The 22,523-nt window shown below is 28.6% G+C and carries 16 protein-coding genes; all 16 read right to left on the bottom strand.

Features of this window, described 5'->3' with window-relative positions; all coding sequences use genetic code 4:
• Window positions 1–4 precede the first annotated feature (4 nt).
• A complete protein-coding gene (locus SCITRI_RS01980; RefSeq protein ID WP_071937010.1) occupies window positions 5–2,746 on the bottom strand; it encodes a hypothetical protein in 2,742 nt (913 codons plus the stop codon).
• A gap of 49 nt (window positions 2,747–2,795) precedes the next feature.
• A complete protein-coding gene (locus SCITRI_RS01975; RefSeq protein ID WP_071937009.1) occupies window positions 2,796–3,509 on the bottom strand; it encodes a hypothetical protein in 714 nt (237 codons plus the stop codon).
• Window positions 3,510–3,523: 14 nt separating this feature from the next.
• Window positions 3,524–4,282 (bottom strand): hypothetical protein, encoded by a 759-nt coding sequence (locus tag SCITRI_RS01970; RefSeq protein ID WP_071937008.1) that lies wholly within the window; start codon window positions 4,280–4,282, stop codon window positions 3,524–3,526.
• Window positions 4,283–4,294: 12 nt separating this feature from the next.
• The gene (locus tag SCITRI_RS01965) at window positions 4,295–4,864 is read right to left on the bottom strand and encodes a hypothetical protein (RefSeq protein ID WP_071937007.1); all 570 of its coding nucleotides are present in this window, start codon (window positions 4,862–4,864) and stop codon (window positions 4,295–4,297) included.
• A gap of 112 nt (window positions 4,865–4,976) precedes the next feature.
• Window positions 4,977–7,187 (bottom strand): hypothetical protein, encoded by a 2,211-nt coding sequence (locus SCITRI_RS01960; protein ID WP_071937006.1) that lies wholly within the window; start codon window positions 7,185–7,187, stop codon window positions 4,977–4,979.
• Between the two features lie 82 nt (window positions 7,188–7,269).
• Window positions 7,270–9,312, bottom strand: coding sequence for a hypothetical protein (locus SCITRI_RS01955; protein ID WP_071937005.1), 2,043 nt, complete (start codon window positions 9,310–9,312; stop codon window positions 7,270–7,272).
• 141 nt (window positions 9,313–9,453) lie between these two features.
• The gene (gene lpdA, locus SCITRI_RS01950; RefSeq protein WP_071937004.1) at window positions 9,454–10,836 is read right to left on the bottom strand and encodes a dihydrolipoyl dehydrogenase; all 1,383 of its coding nucleotides are present in this window, start codon (window positions 10,834–10,836) and stop codon (window positions 9,454–9,456) included.
• A 16-nt stretch (window positions 10,837–10,852) separates the two neighbouring features.
• A complete protein-coding gene (locus SCITRI_RS01945; protein WP_071937003.1) occupies window positions 10,853–12,136 on the bottom strand; it encodes a dihydrolipoamide acetyltransferase family protein in 1,284 nt (427 codons plus the stop codon).
• A gap of 19 nt (window positions 12,137–12,155) precedes the next feature.
• A complete protein-coding gene (locus tag SCITRI_RS01940; RefSeq protein WP_071937002.1) occupies window positions 12,156–13,145 on the bottom strand; it encodes an alpha-ketoacid dehydrogenase subunit beta in 990 nt (329 codons plus the stop codon).
• A complete protein-coding gene (pdhA, locus tag SCITRI_RS01935) occupies window positions 13,145–14,248 on the bottom strand; it encodes a pyruvate dehydrogenase (acetyl-transferring) E1 component subunit alpha (RefSeq protein ID WP_071937001.1) in 1,104 nt (367 codons plus the stop codon). The genes SCITRI_RS01940 and pdhA overlap by 1 nt, the downstream gene beginning before the upstream one ends.
• 37 nt (window positions 14,249–14,285) lie before the next feature.
• Window positions 14,286–15,272 carry a lipoate--protein ligase gene (locus SCITRI_RS01930; RefSeq protein ID WP_071937000.1) on the bottom strand — a complete coding sequence of 329 codons (987 nt, stop codon included), beginning with the start codon at window positions 15,270–15,272 and terminating at the stop codon, window positions 14,286–14,288.
• Window positions 15,273–15,277: 5 nt separating this feature from the next.
• Window positions 15,278–16,636, bottom strand: coding sequence for an FAD-dependent oxidoreductase (locus SCITRI_RS01925; RefSeq protein ID WP_071936999.1), 1,359 nt, complete (start codon window positions 16,634–16,636; stop codon window positions 15,278–15,280).
• A 231-nt stretch (window positions 16,637–16,867) separates the two neighbouring features.
• Window positions 16,868–17,809, bottom strand: a complete 942-nt coding sequence (locus SCITRI_RS01920) for a 3'-5' exoribonuclease YhaM family protein (protein WP_071936998.1) — start codon at window positions 17,807–17,809, stop codon at window positions 16,868–16,870.
• A 44-nt stretch (window positions 17,810–17,853) separates the two neighbouring features.
• Entirely contained in the window at window positions 17,854–19,602 is a 1,749-nt protein-coding gene (locus SCITRI_RS01915) for a 2-oxo acid dehydrogenase subunit E2 (protein WP_071936997.1), read from the bottom strand.
• Window positions 19,603–19,643: 41 nt separating this feature from the next.
• Entirely contained in the window at window positions 19,644–21,320 is a 1,677-nt protein-coding gene (locus SCITRI_RS01910; protein ID WP_071936996.1) for a phospho-sugar mutase, read from the bottom strand.
• Between the two features lie 524 nt (window positions 21,321–21,844).
• Window positions 21,845–22,504 (bottom strand): phosphate signaling complex protein PhoU, encoded by a 660-nt coding sequence (phoU, locus tag SCITRI_RS01900; RefSeq protein WP_071936994.1) that lies wholly within the window; start codon window positions 22,502–22,504, stop codon window positions 21,845–21,847.
• Window positions 22,505–22,523 lie beyond the last annotated feature (19 nt).

Genomic DNA, 22,523 nt, shown 5'->3' with positions numbered 1-22,523 from the left:
TTTCTTATTTTTTAACAATTAAATTATTTGATATTGTTCCATCAAAATATCTTGCTCCAAAACTTGTTACTTTAATATAATACCAATATTTACCTTCTACTAAAAAAATATCATTAGCACTTAGTTCACGGTTATTTTCAGTTAAAATAATAACATCAAAATATTGACGTGGATTTATAATGTTATACCCATCTTTCCTAATTGGTTGTTGTAATTGCGCAAAAATAATGTTAATTGTCTCGCCAATTGAATGATTAACTTTTTGAAAGCCTAGTTTAAGAACATTATCATATTTTCTAATATTAACTGGATTTACAATTAAATTAATAGTTGCCGTTCCAGTTACAACATTATCATTTCCCAAAGCAGTAATAATAATTTCTTTATTTCCAACTGGTAATTTTTCTACATTATTTTCTGAAATACCACTAATACTAAAATCACGATCTGTTAAATTTAAACCATACTTTGCAGCTTGATTTAAAATATTAGTTTTAATTTGTCGATAAGCTTGTTGCTGTGTTCATGAACTATTTGCAAACAATGACTGCACTGTAATATGCTCAATTGGTGCTGCTTTTACATAAATTAAATTAGTTGTAAATGTTCCTTGATAATTTAACGATTCTTTTGTTGCTGTTACACTAGCATTATAAGACCCAACTCTTAAATTATTGTTATTATTTCGTCCAACATTAATTTGATTTAACTTAATTGCAAAAGAATTTCAATTTGAAAATTCAACGGGATAATTATTATCTCCATTCCCTGCTCCCATCGGATTATTATTTTCTCATATATTAGCAACACTAATTATTTCCTTACGATAATCATTTTCTAAACTTGTTATTTTGTCAAGTGTTGTATAATTCCGTGAAAAGTTAAAATCACCTTGTAAAACATTAAGACTATTTTTATCAACACCACGTCAATCTTTAACTACTTTTGGCGCCACATCATATTGATAAGATAAATTATAAGTGTTGCTGTTAGTGCCATCATAAGAAAAACGTACTGTGATGTCAATTTTCGGTAAGGTTAACAATTTATCTTGATATACTTTATTATTATTCCCCCGCAAAGTTTCATTAATAGGTACCTGTTTTGCAAAAACTGTTTCTTCAATTGTAGAAGCATTATGTGTAACCCCAACAGTAATTTCTTTCACAATATTGTCAATTTTAATATCGGGATTATTTAATTGCTTTAATAAATAATCTTTTAAATTTGCTTTAATAACTCCACTTTGATTTGTTAATCGGCGATCAATTTCTGATTCAGAATCATCATATTGAACTTTTTCAATAACATTTTTAACATTTGCCGCTAAATCAAAATCTTGGAAATTAATTGAAGTATTAGTGTAACGTTGTTGGTCATAGTAAATTTTAGTTGGACTACGATAAATATTATTTCCCAAATTGTTATTAATATTTAAAAATTTAATTTTAACTTCATTATAAAAAATTTGATGTTCTGAACCTCAAACATACTGGCTATTATCATTAGTAACATAATTAAAGTTATCAGCAATATTATCAGAATCAACGCCCATTTCTTTCACAAATCCTCGATAAGAATTTACTCGTTGGTCAATCATTGCATCAGTAAGAAAAGTATTTTCACTGTTTCGATCATATAAATCATAACTATTTTTGACATTTTCAAATGTTGGCATTGTAATTCCAATTTTAGTAAAAATATTAGCAATTGCTGAGTAATTTTTATCATGATAATTAAAAAGATTAGCGCCAAATTGTTGTAATGAACTAAATTTTTTAAAATCATACTTAATATTTAATGTTAAGTCACTGGCAGATGGCGTTCAAATAATTGGTGCAAAAGAAACACCATCTTTATTTACAATTTCTTCATTAATAAAAATACTATTATCTGGTTTTGCAATTGGATAATATTCACTTAAAAGACTATTTAAAATTAATTCATTACCACTGTCTAGTCTAATATTATATTTTTGCACTAAATTAATAATTTTTTGATTGCTAATTAAATTTAAAAGTTGACTTAATGTTAAAGCAACTGGGTAAACTCCTTCTACTGTATCATATGTATAATCAAATGTTTTCTTTAAATCAATATAATAACCAGCAAAATCAGTCGCAATTAATTGCAAAAGAAAACGAACTTTATATGTAAAGAGCCCTTGTTGAGAATCCACTGGAACAACTGTTACCAAACCATATTTATCATCACCATCATTATATGGATAAGATAAAATTTTTGGTCGCAAAACTAAATTCAAGATATTATTTTGATAAATTACTTTGGTTCCTGATAAACTAGCACCTGTTCCCTTTAGCATTGTTTCAACAATACTTAAATTATCTTCAATTCAATTACTTTTTGCAAAAATATCTTGAATAATTTGAATATTAGTTAAATTAGCATAAATATCAATTCCATCTTTTTCACCGACATTAAACTGAACATAACTAGTTAAATTCTCTGGTTTTGCAACTCCATTAGAATCAACTAATGTTTTTGATAATTGTGAATTAACCATCTTTGTAATTTTATCATCTAGCAAAATAGCATTTGCTCATGGATTTTTATTATGATAAAAAGAAACAGCAATAATTGAGTAAATAACTCCACCTAGCCCAGCAATAATTGCTATTATTGCAATAATAGCAAAAAGATTTAAATTTGTTTTCCGAGAAATTTTTCGCCGAACAGGCTGAATTGTTACTTCCACGACATTATTATTGTTATCTTCTTTATTCATTAATAGGGTCTCCTCTAATTATTTATTATATTTTTTTGTTTAGATGATTTTAAATTTCTTCTTGTTCTTGTTCTTCTAAAACAGGCTTTTGAACATAAATATGTTTCTTTTTTTCCTTTAAATTATTTAAACTATACTTTTCTTTATTATATTTAATTGTTTCTAATTCAACAAGGTGTTCACGTTGTAATTCTAAAGTTGCTAATTTTGTTTCTACTTTTTTCATTTGTTCTTCATCTGCTAAATACTCAATTTTTTTTCGTAAAATCCATTGTTTTTTTATTTCACGTCAAAGTGAAAAATACGACGAAAAAATTACGACCAGACAAATAATAAGCAAAGTAAAACCAACAATAAAATAATTATTAATAGTATTAAACATATTTATAAAAATTATTGCTAAAGTAAAACATGTTGTGTAATATATTGTTGCAAAAATAGTTGAAATAATAATTCAGCTTTTAAAACTAGTTGCTTTTTTTAATTTTAAATATGGTAAACCAATAAAACAAAAGAAAAAAACAGCACAAATAAAACCAACAATTCCAGCAATAATATAATGTAATTCATAAGTTCGATGTGAAATAACACCCGTTAGATTCTTAATATTATTATAAGCCATTGCAGAACCAGCCCCAATAAAATAACCCATAAAAGTTCCTAAAATTGAAAAACTAAGAACTAATAAACGTGCTGCAACTTCAATTCGTGTGTTTCATTGCAATGCTAATTCGTCTCGTTTTGAACTAATTTTTGTTAACATAATAGTTTTTCTCCTTACTCTCTCAGCGCCCTAATTTGATTTGCTATTTCATTTTCTAAGTTTATTTGGTATTTTTTGCGATCACTTTTTAAAAATAAGCAACCCAATATAAAACAACAAAAAGCAATAATCGCAAATGACGGTAATATAAATGTATTAATATTTAATCCGGCAACTGAATTCTTAACATAAACAAATTGTAAAATGGCTAACCCAAGAACTGAAAAACAATTAATATTACCAACAATACTAACAATAATTGTTCAAATATTAACAGTTTTTAATGTTTTGGTAATTAAAATTGGAATTGTGATAAAAAAGAATGTTGCAATTCATAAAATAGCTAATAAAATAATTATTCCAATTACAATTGGTTGACCAATTGTTACAATTTGTTCAGTAAATGGAGTTTTAAATTTTGATAATAAAGAGATAATAAGTTGTTCTCCTACTTGCCCTAATGTTGGAAGATATATTAGTGCAACTACAATTAATAATAATTGTGAGAAGACAATTAAAGTTCTTGCTATTGTTTCACTCTTAGTAGAGAAATAATATTTACTTGCTTCAAGGTTGTATTGATAAGGTAATGGCCGAATTTGCTGTTTTCGATTTAATTCATATTCTCCTAATGATTTTACTGTTTTATCAATAACAGTTTTATCTAAATTTTTTAACACTGGCGGGCGATTATCAACAATGAGCTGCATTGTTTTCACTACTTTTGCTGATTGTTCTTGATTTATTGTTTTACTATTTTTTGTTTTTTTCATTAAAACACCTTCCTATTCAACTATTTTTAATTTAGAACTAAAATCTAAACTTTCAGCAACAGCAAGGTTAATTCGTTTTTGCTGACGAATTGCTGATAATCATAATAAAAAACTACCTCAAAATAATGTTAACATACAAATCTCAGCCATAATTACCCCTGGTAAATTTAATCGAACAGGAATATAAAGATATGCAATAATGCTTAATCCTAACATTAGAAAAACAAAGATGCATCCAACCGTATTAAAAATAATTCCAGTTACCTTTAGAAGCTTAATATTACGAACAATTAACGTTGGAATTACAAAAATTAAGGAAAAGAGAATTCCAAACAAAGCAATAACAATGGTAAGACCACGAAAAACACCATCAGCTAAACCAAAATTATTAAAAACTGCAGGAATTGGTAATTTACTAGTTGCAATCATTGCTAAAGAAGCTGATACAATAATAATTACTCCCAACATAACTGCTTGACCTATTAAAATCATAATTCTAGCAATAATTTCCATTGGCGTAGTAAAATACATTCTCGTTAACCGAACATCATTTTTTTGAAAATCTTGTGTTGCTTTTTCCATCAATACCACCTAATTTAATAATTTCTCCCTCTTTTACAATGATTATAGCATTTTCTTTTAAAAATACTATCCCCTTATTAAAAGGAAAAAAACTCTTCTTTTTTGAAGAGTTTTAAGGTTGATAAATTAAATTTATTTTTAACATAAATGAACCATTAACGAATTGGCCATATGATGTTTTAATGTTAATAATTAATTCTCGTTGTGGATTACTTTCTGTTGGAAAATTAAATTGTTCAATAAATTCTTTCGTTGTTGTATCATAAGATAATAATTGTCATAAAATATTTCGTTGTTGTGCTTTTAAGTCTGGATTTTTTATGATTCCATCATATAGTATTGTATTAACCATATTTTTTACCAATTCTTTTTTATCTTCTGATGGTGTTGGTAAACTACGAATAAATATTGGTAACATTGAACTTGTTAAATTAAAATCAAGATTAATTGGTTCACTTGCTGTTAAATTTAATTTAACAGTCACTTGGCCTGTATAAATAGCATTGTTTCTAAATGAAAACTTCAACTCTAATGGAATTTTATCGCCACTACTATTTGCATCATATTTATTAATTGCTTCATCTATTTGTTGATAAATTGGTTCAAAGTAATTTCAATCAGTTTGAATTTTTGAAAGACCAAAAGTTTGTTCATCGTTAGCAGTAAATATTGAATTTTTAATAATATCACCTCAAATTTGATGAACTAAATAAGACACTTGATTATCTGAACCAAATTGTTTTCTTGGCATAAAGTTATAAGTTTTATCGGATAAATCAATTATGGCATCTTTTTCTATCGCTTTATTAACCATCTTAATTTTACCGTGAACAGTTATTTTAAAGTCACCACCAGCATCCTCTTGTTTTCCAGAAATATTAATTGCATAAGATTCTCATTCTTCACTGTTTTCAGCGTCTCGTAAAGCATTACTTAATCTATCTAGGTCTTCAGGCTTAAAATTCACTAAATCACGTGATAAATGCGGATTTCATGCTTTATTATTAATAAGTTTATCTCATACTAAATGTAAGACTGAATCTGTTGTATGATTATCACTTTTAACTAATAAAATTGGGTCTAATTCTAATAAACCAGGATCAATACCTTGATTAATTAATTTTAATGTAATTTTAACATCGCCTTTAAACATTGGATCAGTGTTACGATTAACTGCACGCAAAGTAACTGTTTCTGTTCGCCCAATATTAGGTCAATTCTTACTAAATATTGTTTGTCAATCTGTTGTATTAAAATTAGTTAATGCTGGGCCACCATTAATGTTTACTTTTCGCATTGCTAATTTTCAAATTCAATCTTTATCAACATTTGGCCGTTCTTGTTGAGTTACAACAATTGGAATTGATAATTCTATTGTTGATGGTAATTCAATTTGGTCTTTAAAAATAAACCCCTCAACTCTCATATAATGATGAATGTTTTCATTATTTGGTGTTGCTAAAAAATTCAATTGTGTGTTGCCACCAATATCTGGTTCTATCATATCACTTCATTCAACTTGATAGTCATTATAATCACTTGAAACTCCATGATCATCACTAAATTGTTGTTTAACTTCTTTTCACACTAAATCATATAACAATGTTGGATCTAAGTTATTTTGTTGTAATTTCAAATTAACCATAGCACGATAACTGATAATGTTTAAGTTGAATGTAATAATTGTTCCACTAAAAAGACTTGTTGGCGTATTTGCTTTTCCATTATATTCAGCAAACATTGTTACAGGTAACTTTGTGTTATAAACGCTTGGTAAATCAAAACCTGAGATATCATAAGTTTCTATATCAATTGGTGTTTCTGGTTTAAAACTACCAACTGCCTTTTCCCAAATATCATTATATAATTCCTCAACATTTTCATATTTTGTTACATCTCACACATTTTTTAAGTTAACAGTTTGACTAATGTCCATTGACAATTTTTTAACTAAAGTAAAACGAATGGTAATCGAACCAATATATGGAATATCTTCATCTTGGCGAACGGTTAAAACAACATCTCCAGTTTGTGGCGTATTAGCAGCAGTTGGTTTTACCATATTTTCCGCATCAGTAATTTCAAAAAAATCTAAGGATAAATCTTGAGAAATCCTTCCTTCACTTTTTGCTTGATTAAATATTGATTCTTCTACAGTCATATTGTCATCAGTAACAATAACATTATTAGTTAAAGTGAATTCTGTTGAAATATTTTCTCTTCCAGCAATTTTTGGTGGAGAAATTGTTCCGCATGATATAACACTAGTTATCGAAGCACTTGTAATTAGAAATGTTGTTAAAAGTGTTAAAATTTTACGCATTTAAATCCCTTCTTTTTCAAACATTAATACTTACTATCATTATATACACTTTATATACATTTTTATATTTTATACATAAATTTTAAATATAATTAATGTTAAAACGGAAAGTAATTACTTGGAAATTTTGTGGAACATTTTCTTTCTTTTTTAATTCTAATTTAATATCAATAACAGTTAAATTACTATATTCTTCTTCACTTTTTGCTTGCAATGCATAAAATCATTCATTAAAAGTAGCAGCAGCATTATGATAATTATTTAAAGGTGTAAATGTTATAATATCTTCTGCAATCGCCTTAGCATAATCTATTTCTAATACATTATCACTAATGTTTAAATTGTTTCCTACCTTCTGAATAATATTTTGGATAAATTCTCATGTGCGATTAACAATTTGGTTTTGTAGCATTGTTTTGAATGAAGTTATATCACCTGGAATATTTGAAACATCAATGTCAATATAATTTAATGGCTTCTGTGCGCCATACAAATTAGCACTTCAATATTTTGTAAATAAAGTATTTCGTTTCTGTTTATTACTAATTGAATAGGCATCACGATCACCAGGATTAACTAAATTAGTAATTGAATGTAATGATGGTTGATCAATTATTACATAGTCTGATTTTTTCGCTTGATTGTTATTAAAATTAATTGTTAAATCACTATTTTCTTGAATTGTTCTTTTAACAACAGTATAATCTGCTTTCTCAATTATTCCATATGATTGAAATGGTAAAATATTTCAATCATAAACTCATTTATATTTTGATCCATTAGGATTGCTCAAAACATCTTCTTCCAATTCTCTAATTGCTGTTGATAATGAATATTTACCATTTAAAACATCTTTAATTTCTTGCCCCAATCGATTTACAATCACATTTTTAATTGTTTCACCTTGTGGTAAAAACATAAAATAAAATTGCTCTGGCTGATTAACATTTAAACGTTTTGGTTGAAGATGTTGATATCAAATTTGTCAATCTGTTGGTACAAGTTCTGTTGGTAACACTAAACCACGATTTTGTGATGTTTCTAAAATGTTAATTAAGAAAATTAATAATTGTGGAATATATTTACCATTAATCTGAGTATCTGTTTTTGCAAAACTTTGCTCTGAATCACCTTTTTTATATACTGATTGAATTACCCGATTAATATCAAGCATGTAATGTGTACTATCAATAAAAGTACTTGGAAACAGTTGGTCATTTGGATTAACACTTGAAATAGAAAAATTACTATATGGATTATAATCGCCAATAAATTCTTTATCATTTCCTTTATTTTCTGCATAAAAAGCAGCAAAACGTTCTTTATAAGCAGCATAAACTCTATCTGCTAACGCTAAACTATCATTAGTACCATTAATCATAATATTATTAGCTTGTTCACCTAGAATATTTGTTTGTTTTTCTCAAACTATTGGTTTTAAATCATCTTTGTTTCTTGTTTCTCCTAATTTAAAGCTTAAAAAATTTGATAAAAATCCTTCATTACCAACAAATAATGTTGGCATTCAAATTAAATTTTTTTGTAGTACCCCTTGGTATTTGATTTTTAAAAATAATAAATTTTTCATTAAATTAAATTGATTTTGCTGCACATCAGCAAGACTTAACCGCTGTGTGCCTCGTGAATCAGTAAAAATATCTAAAATTTGAATTTGATTAGGCTGATTATATTTATGTTTAAAAAAGATATTATTTGCAATATATAAACTAGGTGCTTTTTCAAAAATTAAATTATAAGCATATTCTAATCGTAATGATCTTGCACGAACACGAGTTTGTGCAACTTGCCCACTATTAGGGTCAGGAGGAGTTTCATAAGTTTCAAAGACTGGAGTTGTTATTGTATTATCTCGCAATTCTGTTTTTGCAAAGTTAACTTCAAAATAATCTCCATCATTAACATCGGGCAAGGGCCCATCGGTTTCAATACCACCATAATTTAAAATATCTGCTAAAAATGCCACGGCAAAATAAGCAGAGGGAATTAAAGCGCTAAGGTATAATACAGCACAAATTGCAGCAAGTCATCCCTTTTTACGTGATACTACAGTAACATTTTTTGTTAAATTATTAAGTTTATGTCAACTGCCTGGTTTTCTTGCCATTGAAATCTCCTTTAGTAAACTTTATAGACCGATTTAATGTGTTTATTATAACAAAATTAATATTAAATGAAAAGCAGACTTTTCAAACAAAATTAATCTTTTTAGTTATTATTTTTAAATAAAAAAGTTACTTCTGTAACTTTAAATATGAATTGCACGGCCTTCTAAACCATGGGAAACTTCCATAATAATCTCTGATAGCGTCGGATGTGGGTGAACTGTTTTTGCCAATTCATGAATTGTTCCTTCTGTTTCCATACAAGCAGTAATTTCAGAAATCATATCTGTTGCTGTTGCAGCAACAATATGAGCTCCTAAAATTTCACCATATTTTGGATCACATAAAATTTTAACAAAACCATCAGTTTCTCCGTCAGCTATTGCTTTACCATTTGCTGCTAGTGGAAATTTAAATGCTTTATAAGCAATTTTATCTTTAATTGCCTGCTCTTCAGTAATTCCAACTGTTGCTACTTCTGGGAATGAATAAATGCAAGAAGGAATTCTATTATAATTCATTTTTACATTTTTTCCCTTGATATTATCAATTACTAAAATTCCTTGTGCTCAAGCAACATGAGCTAGCATTGCACGCCCCACAACATCGCCAATTGCATATACACCAGGCAAGTTTGTTTTACATTGCTCATCAACTTCAATGTTTTTTCGCTCTCCAATTTTTAGTCCAATGTTTTCAAAACCAGTTGTTACTGGTGTTCGACCAACTGAAACTAAACAATAATCTGATGTTAGTTTTACTTCTTTTCCTTCACTATTATCATAAATTACTGATTTACCTTTAATTGCTTTAATCTTAACTGAAGTTTCAATTTTTACCTTATTTTTAATTAACAATTTTGTTAATTCTTCACGAATGTCTTTATCTAATAACTCTAAAATAGTGTCTAAACCTTGTAAAATTGTTACTTCTGTTCCTAAACGATGATATAAACAAGCAAATTCAATGCCAATGACACCACCACCAATAATAATTAATTTTTTTGGAATTGTTGGTAATGATAAAGCTTCTGTTGATGATATAACATAACCAGCTTTTTCAGCTTGTTCAAAAGCTGGTAATGGTAGCCTACGCGAAACACTTCCTGTTGCAATAATCAAATTAGCACATAAATAACGTTTCCCAGCAACTTCAACGGTATTTTTGTCAATTGCTTTCGCTTCGCCTTTAATTAGGTCAACTTTATTTTTTTTCAATAAAAATTCAACCCCTTTTGTTAATTGCGTCACTACTTTTGCTTTTCGTTCTTGCATTTTTACTCAATTTGGGGCGACTGCTGCTTTTGCAACATCAATACCATAGTTGTCAGCATGTTTCATCATATCATATACTTTACTACTTTTTAACAACGCTTTTGTTGGAATACAACCAACATTTAGGCAAACACCACCATAATATTCCTTTTCAATAATTAGTGTTTTTAAACCTTCTTGAGCTGCTTTAATCGCTGTAACATAGCCACCTGGGCCTGCTCCAACAATAATTACATCATATTTGTTTTCCATTTCATAACCTCTTCTCTTACAATAATAATAAAGCTGGTGATTCTAGTAATTCTGTTACTCGTGCTAAAAAGCGACCACCATCAGCACCATCAATTAAACGATGATCAATCGTTAACGATAATGGTAAGATTGAACTTATTTCTATTTCATTATTTTTATTAATAACTGGTGCCTTTTTAATAATTCCAACTCCTAAGATTGCTACTTCTGGGAAATTAATTACTGGTGTAGCAAATTCAATGCCCGCTGACCCAAAATTAGTAATTGTGAAGGTTCCATCTTTCATTTCATCAGGTTTTAATTTACGCTCACGTGTTTTTGTTGCTAAATCATTAATCATTTTTGCAATTTGCATAATATTTAACTGATCAACTCCTTTAACAACAGGAACCATTAAACCAGTCGGTGTGTCAGTTGCCATTCCAATATTATAGTAGTCTTTAAAAATAATTTCTTGTTGTTCTTGATCATATGCTGCATTTAAAATTGGAAAATCTTTTAAAGCAATTGCACAAGCTTTCATAAAAAAGGGCATATATGTTAACTTAACTCCTTGTTGTTCTGCTTGTCCTTTTAATTGTGCTCTAATTTCAATTAATTTTGTTACATCAATATTTTTCATTAATGTTGCCTCAGCAATAACAGTTTTTGACAAAGTCATTTGTTTTGCAATTGCTTTACGAATTGGTGACATTGCTTCGCGACGAACAGCACCTGTTGCATTAATTTGCGGAATATTAATTGGCATTGTTGATAAAGTAGGGCCAGTTGTTGTGCTTTTTGCCCCTTGGACTAAATCAGCTTTCATAATCTTACCGTTTTGTCCTGAACCTTGAATTTTTGTTAAATCAATTTTTAAATCAGCTGCCATTTTTCGCACAATTGGCGTTGATAACACATTTTTATTACTATCAACATTAGCACTACCATTGTTTGGTAAATGACGTGGCGCTAAAACGGTATTAGAAATTGATACTGCACCAACTACTCCTGCTGCTTTTTCCTCTTCAACTGGTACTGTCGTTGGTTGCTCTGATGTAGCTGGTGCTGGACTATCACCGGCAGTGCCATCATCAATTTCAACTACGACATCACCAACATAAATTGTATCGCCAACTGCCATATTAATTTTGCTAACAATACCATCACATGGCGCATAAATTTCCGTATTAACTTTATCAGTTTCAACGGCGAACATTTCAACTCCGTCTTTAATTTTGTCACCAACTTCAATCATAATTTTGGCCACTTTTCCTTCTGTTAATCCTTCTCCGATATCGGCGAATTTAAATTTAACCATTTTTACTTTCAACTCCTATCTAAAATTGGTAGTTAACTAATTCTTTAATTTTAACTACAATTTTTTGAACTGATGGTTGATGATAATGCTCACCACGATCAAATGGAATAATAATATCATAACCAGTTACCCGTCCCGCTGGGGCTTTTAAATATTCAAAACATTTTTCATTAACAGTTGTAATAACTTCTGATGCAACTGAAAATGAACGAACAGCTTCATGAACAACTAGAATTCGCCCTGTTTTTTTAACAGATTCAATAACAATTTCACGATCTCATGGTTGAATTGTTCGTAAATCAATTAAATCAACATTAATAGGGAGTCCTTCTTCTTTTAATTGTGCTAAAGCTTTTTCACATTCACTAACTTGTGCTCCATAAGTAACAATTGTTAAATCTTCTCCTTCTTGAATTTTATAACCTTCACCAATTGGTAAAGTATAATATTCATCAGGAATTTCTTGTTTAAAAGCACGATATATCTTCGTTGGTTCTAAAAAGATGACTGGATCAGGTGATTGAACAGCTGCTAATAATAATCCTTTGGTATCATATGGCGTTGACGGAATAACTACTTTTAGACCTGGATTATGCGCAAACATTGCTTCAACTGCTTCAGAATGATGTTCTAACGCACGAATTCCTCCACCCATTGGCATACGAACAATTAATGGACAAGTAAAACGACCGCGTGAGCAATTACGTAATCGTGCAACATGGGTAAAAAGTTGTTGAAACGCTGGATATGAAAATCCTTCAAATTGCATTTCAACAATTGGTTTCATTCCATTAATAGCCATTCCCACTGCTGTTCCAACTAATGTTGCTTCTGCAATTGGTGCATCAAAACAACGCTCTTCACCATATTTTGCTTGTAGACCAATCGTAACACGAAAGACTCCTCCTTCAAAACCAACATCCTCACCATAAATCACAATATTTTGATGTTTTTCCATCGCTAAATCTAAAGCATGTGTTAATGCTTGGATATTATTTACAACTGGCATTAGTGGTTTTCTCCTTTACTTGGATATTTTGCAAAAAATGCTTCGGCTTCTTGATATTGTTCCTCTAAGAATTTTGGCATTTCAGCATAATTGTAAGCAAAAATATCACGAATTGAAACAGTATTGTTTGCTTCTACTCAAGCAAATTCATCTTTAATAAATTTATCTTGTTCAGCATCTAATTTTTCTTGTTCTTTTTCTGATCATTTTTTTTGCTTAATTAAATAAGCTTTTAAACGAATTAATGGGTCTTTTTTTAATGCTTCTTGATGTAATTTTTCATCACGATAAACATTAGGATCATCAGCTGAGGAATGTGCTCCAATTCGATAAGTACTACATTCAATTAATGATGGTCCTTCACCTTTACGAGCAAATTTAATAGCTTCTTGCACAGCAACATAAACTGCAAAAAAATCATTCCCATCAACTAAAATATTACGCATTCCAACCGCAATCCCTTTTACTGCAAAGTTTATTGCTTTTGTTGCTTTACGACTAGGAGTTGAAATTGCATACTGATTATTTTCCACAATAAAAATTGCTGGAACTTCATGTAACTTAGCAAAATTCATTGCTTCATAAAATTCTCCTTCTGAAGAACCCCCATCACCGGTTGTTGTAATAACAACACCATCGCGTTTATTATATTTTTCAGAAAATGCTAATCCAGTTGCATGCGAATATTGTGTTGCAATTGGAATATTAATAGGTAAAGTATTAATTCCTTCTGGTATGTAACTTCCCATTTCATTTCCACATCAATATAACATAATATTACGCATTGGAACACCTGTTGCTAATCAAGCAGCATTATTTCGATATGCTGATGAAAATCAGTCTTTTCCTTTAATAATTTGCATTCCATATGCCACTTCAGTTGCTTCTTGTCCAGTTGATGAAAGAAATGATAGCATTCTTCCTTGTCGTTGAATTTTATTTTGAAAATCATCTTGGCGACGTGATAAGCACATTAATTTATATGCTGTTAAAACCTCATCATCGCTAATTTTTGGCATCAAATCTGGTTTAACAATCTTTCCAGTTGCATCCATAATTTGAAGCATTTCATTTTTTAACGAATCAAATTTGTCAAAATACATTTTTTTGATTCCTGCCTTTCCTGTTTTTTAAATATTTTTAAGTAAAAATAACATCTAAAACTTCTTGTGTTTCAAATTTTTCACCAAAAATATCTTTAATATTCACTTCTAATAATTTTGTTTTAATTTTATCCAGATTATATTCACAACCTGTTAAAAGAGTTTCAAGTGGTTCTGTTCCACCAGAACCTAAAAAATCACCAAAAAATTTAATCTTTGTAATCTTTCCTTCAGTAACATTTAAACGCACATCAACAGTACCTTTTCCTTCATATCGAATTTTATTCTGATAACTAAATTCAGGTGAATTACCAAAGTTTCATTCCCATGTTCGATATTTTTCATCAGCTAGTTTATTAACTGCAGCAATAATATCTGGTGGTAAATCTAACACTGGCGTTCCTTGTGCCAAAAACTCATTAGTAATAAACAGCATAAATTCATTAATTGTAATATCATTTACTAATAATGGACGAATATTAGTTACTCGTGCTGGAATTGATTTAATTCCTTTTGAAATAATTTTATCCTGACTAACATTTAAGTATTTTTCCATTTTGCTTAAATCAACATCAAATAAAAATGTTCCATGGTGTAGCAAACGATTTTTATATTTTATTTGTGCATTACCAGAGATTTTTTTGCCATCAATTTCAATATCATTTTTGCCAGCAAATTTAGCATTTAAACCAAGTTTTTGCAAAACATTAATAATAGGTTGTAAAATACTTTCATAATTTTTTGCTATTTTATCATCTTTATTAACAATAATGGAAAAACATAAATTACCATCATCTTGATAAACAGCCCCGCCACCTGTTATTCGCCGTGCAACATTCACCTTATCAGCTTCAACCGCTTGTAAATTAATTTCTTCAATTGTATTTTGATTTTGGCCAATAACAATTGTATTAAAATTTTTTCACAAAAAGAAAATATTGTCGTTAATATCACTTTTTAAAAGATACTCGTCTAAAGCCAAATTAAAATAAACATCTGTAGAAGAATTTTTAAAACAAATCATTTTGCTTACTTTTTAAAGTAATTTAATCCTAATACTTCTAAGCCTGGTAAAGTAATAAAGTTATATGGCTTATTAAAATGTGGCAAGAAGAAAATATCAATTAATGGTAATTCATCAATTGTAACTCCCTTCATAATCGCTAATGAAAACATATAAATAACTTCGGTATGATTAGCTTCTGAAGCTACTTGTGCACCAATAATTTTTCTTGTTTTTTTGTCTCAAAGAATTTTAATTAAAACTTCTTGATAAGAATTCATAAATTCTGGACGATCATTATCTGTAAATGTAATTTGCTCGTAGTCAAATCCTAAATCTTTTGCCACAGTTTCTGTCATTCCTGTTGATGCTAATGCTCAACCAAAAACATTAATTGCATTTGAACCTTGGAATCCTGGTGATGCTAAACCTGCTGGTTTCAAAGCATTAACAGCTGCAATAACTCCTGTTCGTACAGCATTTGTTGCTAAAGCAATATATGCTGGTTGCTTTTTAGAATTATCATAAACTTCAATGCAATCACCTATTGCAAAAATATTTGGGTCTGATGTTTGCATGTATTGATCAACTTTAATGGCTGTATTTTTATCTAAATCAACAACACCATTTAAAATTTCTGTTGCAGGTTTAAAACCAACTGACCAAATTACTAAATCAGCATCATATGAACCTTTATCTGTTACTACTTTTGTTACTTTGTTATCATTTCCCTCAAATTTAATAACTTTTTCGCCACCACGTAAATTAACACCCGCTTTACGCATTGCTCCTTCAACTTTGTCAGTAAAAGGTTGATCATAATAACGTGGCATAATTCGGTCTGAAATATCAACTAAAGTAACATTTTTTCCTTTTTGATGAAAAGCATCAACTAATTCAACGCCAATGTATCCTGCCCCACATACAACAACATTTTGAATATTTTTGTCATCATTTGCTTTTTTTACTAATTCCCCATGTTGATATCATTTAACAATATGAACACCTTCTTGCTTAATTCCTTCAATTGGTGGAATAATTGGTCAAGAACCAATCGCTAAAATCAATTTATCATAATTATCATCAAATTCTTTTCCTGATTTTAAATCTTTTACACGAATTTTTTGATTTTTATTATCAATTGATAATATTTCGTGTTCCATGTTTACTTTAATACCTTCATTTTTTAACACCTCTGGTGAAGCATAAAATAAACCATTTGAATCTTTTACCTCTCCTGAAACTCATAGTGCAATTCCACATCCTAAAAATGAGATATTGTTATTTTTATCATAAGTAACAATTTCTGCTTTTGGATCTAATCGTCTTAAGGTTCTAACAGCAGTTGTACCTGCATGGTTAGTTCCAACTACAATAATCTTCATTTTATATTCTCCTTTTCTATTCTTAGCAGTATTAATAGTTCTTTCGATATAACTAACTAAATATGCCGGTAGTTCTAGGACATTTATTCCTGAAAATTAAATCATACCGTAATGTTATTATATACCTTTCAGAAAAAAGAAAACAGAAAAAAAGAAATGAAAAACAGAAAAAAATTGCAAAAAGTTTAAAATTTTAAAAAAATTTTAAACTTTTTGCAATTAAATTAATCTTTATTTTTCAAAATGTTTTAAAAATCAACGACCTTCAACAGATAATAACCGTTGTGTTTGTTCATTAAGCAATGTTTTTTCTAACTCTTTATCAATGCGGTAAATTCGTGCATCCAAATTATCTAAAAATGATAAAATTTCTGCTTCTAATAAATGTGGTTCAACAGGTGAACCATATTCCAAACGGCCATGACTAGCTAAAATCATATGTTCTAACAAAACAATTTTTTCTGAATTTAAATTATTACTTTGGGCAAGATGATTTAATTCATTTGCCATAATTGAAATATGCCCAAGTAATTTTCCTTCAAATGAAAAATCATTTGTCGCTCCACTTGTAATTTCAATAACTTTTCCTAAATCATGTAAAATAACACCACAATATAATAATTCCGAATCAATTAAACGATCATGATAAACATTGGCAACATTTTTTGCCATTTGTAGCATAGTTAAACTATGTCAAATTAAACCTGATTTAATTTCGTGATGATTACGAATGGCAGCTGGTCAAATTTTAAATTGCTCACCATATTTTTCTAAAATTAAAGTCATAATTTCACGATATTCAGTTGTTTTCATTTTTTTCACTGTTGTAATAATTTCATCATACATTGCATTTGCTGAAAGTGGCGCAACTTCAATAAAATCATCTAAATTAATATTGGCATTATCAATAATATCATAAATATTAATTTTTGCTTGTAAAACTTTACGATATTCAATAATATTAATATTTACTTTGTAACAATTACCTTTAATTCAAGTCTCAATATCAGCTGGACGAGCATCTCATAACCTTGCTTCAATTGTTCCAGTACGGTCTTTCAGGGTTATTAATAAATAAGTGCTTCCATTGGAAGCTGTTCCTTGGGTTACCTTATCAGCAATCACAATTAATTCTACATTATTAACTTCTTTTTTTAAATCTTTAATATTCATTTTTCCCCTCCTAAAAATAAAAAAGTGAGTAATGACTTTTTATCTTATAATAAAAGTCCTGGATTTGATAATAAATATGCAACATAATGAACAAATTTACTTGCTTCGGTAATATCAATTACAGCTTCATTATACCCTAATGTAATTACCATAATATCACGAATTGCAATATCATTTTTTTCAACAACAACAGGTTTTTTAAAAATAATACCCATTGCAATTCCAGCAACATTATCATCTGGAATTGTAAATGTTCCCCGTGTTATTCCATATTCACCATAATTTACAATTGAAAATGAAGCATCTTGATAGTCTTTTTCTTTTAATTCATTATTAATACTTTTTCCTATTAATTTTGTTACCTTTGAAGCAATTTCTTTAATTGAAACATTTTTTAAATTATATAAAACTGGCATTTTCACTGCAGTATCACTATCAACACTAAAAGCAATATTATAAAATCATTTTAATAAAATTGCTTTTTCCTGACTAATAAAAGATGCATTTAAAATAGGAAATTTTTTTAATCCATCATAGACTGCTTTAGCATAAAAAGGTAATAATGTTAATTTAATATCATTTTGTGAATATGCTTCACGCATAATTGATAATAAACTAACTAATTCGCTAACATCAACTTCAACATCAATAAAACTATGAGCAATATTTTTTTTACTTTCCATAATTTCTTTTGCACGAATAATTGCTTCTTGATTTAATTTAACTTTGTCAACTTGCAAACTCTGCGTGTTTTCTTTGGTTTTATGGCCTGAAAAAGCAGCATGTTCTCTTGATGTTACATCTTCTGCCTTATGTTTTTTAAGATAAGTTGGAGCAGACGAATGCACCGTTGAATGCTCTCCATGATGTCCCTTCGACTCATCATCTACTAATTTATCTTTTTCTAAATTTATAATAGGTTGCATTTTTGAATCATCAGCATTATTTTGAATTGAAGCAAAATTACTTTTTAATTCTTCTTTTGTATTACTTTCTGGCTTGCATTCTTTTTTTACATCAAAGGGGTGATGATAAATTAATGGCTCTGATATTTTATCATCAACTTGTTTTTTTTCGGCCATTTCTGCTTTAAATGCTAAATCCCGTTCTAAATTTTCAAGATCTTCAATAATTTCTTCTTCAATTGTGATTGTTGTTAAATCATCTTTAACAATTGCCAAATCTTCTTTTAAATCACCCAAATCTTTTTGCAATGTTTCAATATTCTCTTCACTAGGAATATTTTCAAGAATATTTTCAACTTTATCTTTAAAAGGAAATGTCTTTGAATTATTATCCTGGCTAAAAAATGGCGTTGAATCTTGTTCTATATTTTCTTCTGGTAAATCAATTTCAATTGAATCATCAAAATCATCTTGAAGATTTTCACCAGCTACTTCACGTGCCAATAATGTTTCAATTAACTCTTCTCGAAAAATTTCTGTTTCTGACTTTTTAACATCAATTGGTGGTCGATTTTGCATATTATATTTTCCAGAACCATTAAAGGAAGCAGTATTATAGGGTTGCTCAAAATGATTATGCTGTTCATTAAGGGTTGGCTCAAATGGCAATAAATCTAATAAAACATCACCACTATTAATAACTTTATTTTCATAAACAATAATATTTAACACCTCACCAGTAATTGGTGCTTTGATTTCATAAACCTTATTTTGTGTAATAATGTTAGCAATCTTATCGCCCTTTTGGACAACTTGTTTATTTGTAACAAAAATTTTATCAACAATTCCTTTACGATTATCATCAGCTTCAAAAATAATTTTTGACATACCAAAACCCCCTATTTTCTAACTATATATTAGCATAACTTTTATTCTTTTAAATAAGTAGTTTCTAATTCTTGGTACATTGCTTCCATTTTTATTTTTGCTTCTTCATTTGTTTTATCAACACAAACAAAATAGAATTTTATTTTTGGTTCTGTTCCACTTGCCCGAACTGCAAATCAACTACCATCTGCAAAATAAAACTTTAATAAGTCTTGTCCTGGCATTTCATACAAGCCATTCAAATAATCTTCTTTCTTAATACATTTAATTTGATTCAAACTAGTAATTGTTTCTTGTCGTAATTTTTTTAACATATTATTAATAACTTTTTTGCCATCAATTCCATCACGAACTAAATTAACTGTTTTACAATAAAAATAACCAAATTTATTATATTGTTCAACTAAAACATCATATAATGTTTTTCCTTGATTATGATAATATCAGCAAGCTTCTGCTAAGATTAATGACGATTGAATTCCATCTTTATCACGAGTAATGTCTTTTAAAACATAACCATATGCTTCTTCAAATCCAAATAAAAATTGTAATCCTTTAGCTGATGCTTTGCTCATTTGATCACCAATTCATTTAAAACCAGTTAATGTTTTAATAACTTGAACACCATAGCCTTCAGCAACTTTATCTGATAAATTACCAGTAACAAAGGTATTATACATAACTCCATTCTTAGGTAATGTTTTTTGACGTTGATAATGAGAAAACAAATATTCAATTAATACCGGAGCTGTTTCATTACCAGTCATTAAATAATACTCATTGTCCTTAATTTTAACACCAATTCCTAACCGATCAGCATCAGGGTCATTTAAAATGATAACGTCAGCATTAACTTTTTTCGCATATTTTAATGCTAAATCATAACATTCTGTTAATTCTGGATTTGGATTAGGTGCAAAAGTAAAATTAGGGTCATTGTCAAATTGCTCTTCTACAATCGTGACATCATAACCACATTCTTCAAAAATTCGTGGTGTTCATTCTTTACTTGTTCCGTGCAAATTAGAAAAAACAATCTTAATATTACGTTTTTGATTTGGATAAAACTGCATTGCTTTAACATCACTAACATAATTATCCTCAACCTCTTTTGGAACATATGTAATTAAAGTTGAATTTGGGTTTAAAGTTAAAGTAAAAACTTCTTCTTTAATTTTTAAGTAATTTTCACCAATAATATCGGTTGCAACTGGCAAAAATTGTGAACCATTATGATCATAAATTTTATAACCATTATATTCACGTGAATTATGACTTGCCGTAATAATAACACCCGCTGCCGCTTTTATTTTACGAATGGTATATGAAACCATTGGTGTTGGCCGAAGATCATTATTCGCAAATAAAATTGCTTTAATATTATTACTAGCAAAAATATTTGCTACTGCTTGCGCAAACTCAGCTGAAAAATAACGGTTATCATGTCCAATTACGATTCCTTTTGTTTTTAAATCTGTCTCAGAATAAATTGTTTTTAAATACTGCATAAAAGCTAATGTTGCTCTCCGAATTGTATATAAATTCATTTTTCCGGTTCCTGGTCCTAATAAACCTCGTAATCCAGCGGTTCCAAATTCTAAATCATCTGAAAAAGCAGCAATTAAATCTGCTTCAGACATTTGTTGAAATTCAGTGGCTAACGTTGGATCTAAATTTTTAGCATTTTTTCATAAATTTAAATTATCTAAATATGACATCTTAATTCTCCTTTTATTTTTTTAACAAGGAGCAAGGTTTTTGGGTTTGACCATAAATATAACCTTGTTCTCTTCAACCAACATTTTTCACCTTATATTGTGAATTTTTCTATCTTGATGTTAGTCATTTTATTGTTTTCATATTATTCAATGAAATATGTAATCTATATAATCTTATGTATACTTAAAATAATTAGTAATAGTAAAACAATAATTGAAATACCAACTATAATTCAATATCATTTTCTTCTTAGCTCAAAACAATCTTTACAAAAATTGTCAATTTGTCCATTTCCTATTAACGATCCTGTTAAACGTGATTCTTCATTTTCAATATTTTTTTGCATTTATTCCATATTTTCATATTTTCTTGTCACCTTCTTTATTTTTTTATATCCATTATAAATTATACTTTTATTTTTAAATATTTAACAATGATTTTAATCATATTAATATGATCTTGTTACACCCATAAGTTCATTTATAATTTTGCATTAAAAATGATCTTCATAATGAAGACCATATTAAATTGGTAATTCAAAATCATAAATTTTTCCTTCAATAATATAAATTAATGTTTCAGCAATATTAATGATATGTGTTCCGGCACGTTCAATTGAACGTAATTGTTGCATTGTTAAAGTAATAACTTTAATTTCTTCTTTTGATTTTGCTTCACGAATTTTTTCAATTAAAGCATCATTTTCAACTTTATAAATCTTATCTAATTCAGTATCATATTTTAAAATATTATATGCTGATTCAATTCGCTCTTCTTCAAAAATATTTGATACCTCTGTTAACATTTCAATGACTTTTGCAACTAATTTTTTTAAAAAATTAATTAACTTTGTTGAAGGTTTATATTTGATATAATAACGACAAATGCTTTTTGCATAATCTGCAATTCGTTCAACTTCCTTGACAATCAAAATGAAACCAACTATTCGGCGTAAATCTTTTGCAACCATTTGTTGTTTTGCAATTTTTCATAATGAAACTTCAATGAAAGCTTCTTGCATTTTATTAATTGTTTCATCAGCGGAAATAACACTTTGACCAAGCTCAGTGTCATTTGTTTCTAAACATTTAACCATATCATCATATTGATTTTTTGTCATCGCAATAATATCAATAATCATTTGTTTTGTTTGTGCTAAATCATTTTCAATTTTTATGCTCATATTTTGTCACCATCCTTTC

The organism is Spiroplasma citri (genome assembly GCF_001886855.1).
In the GTDB taxonomy this organism is placed as follows: domain Bacteria; phylum Bacillota_I; class Bacilli_A; order Mycoplasmatales; family Mycoplasmataceae; genus Spiroplasma; species Spiroplasma citri.
This window is presented reverse-complemented; position numbering and strand designations above follow the sequence as displayed.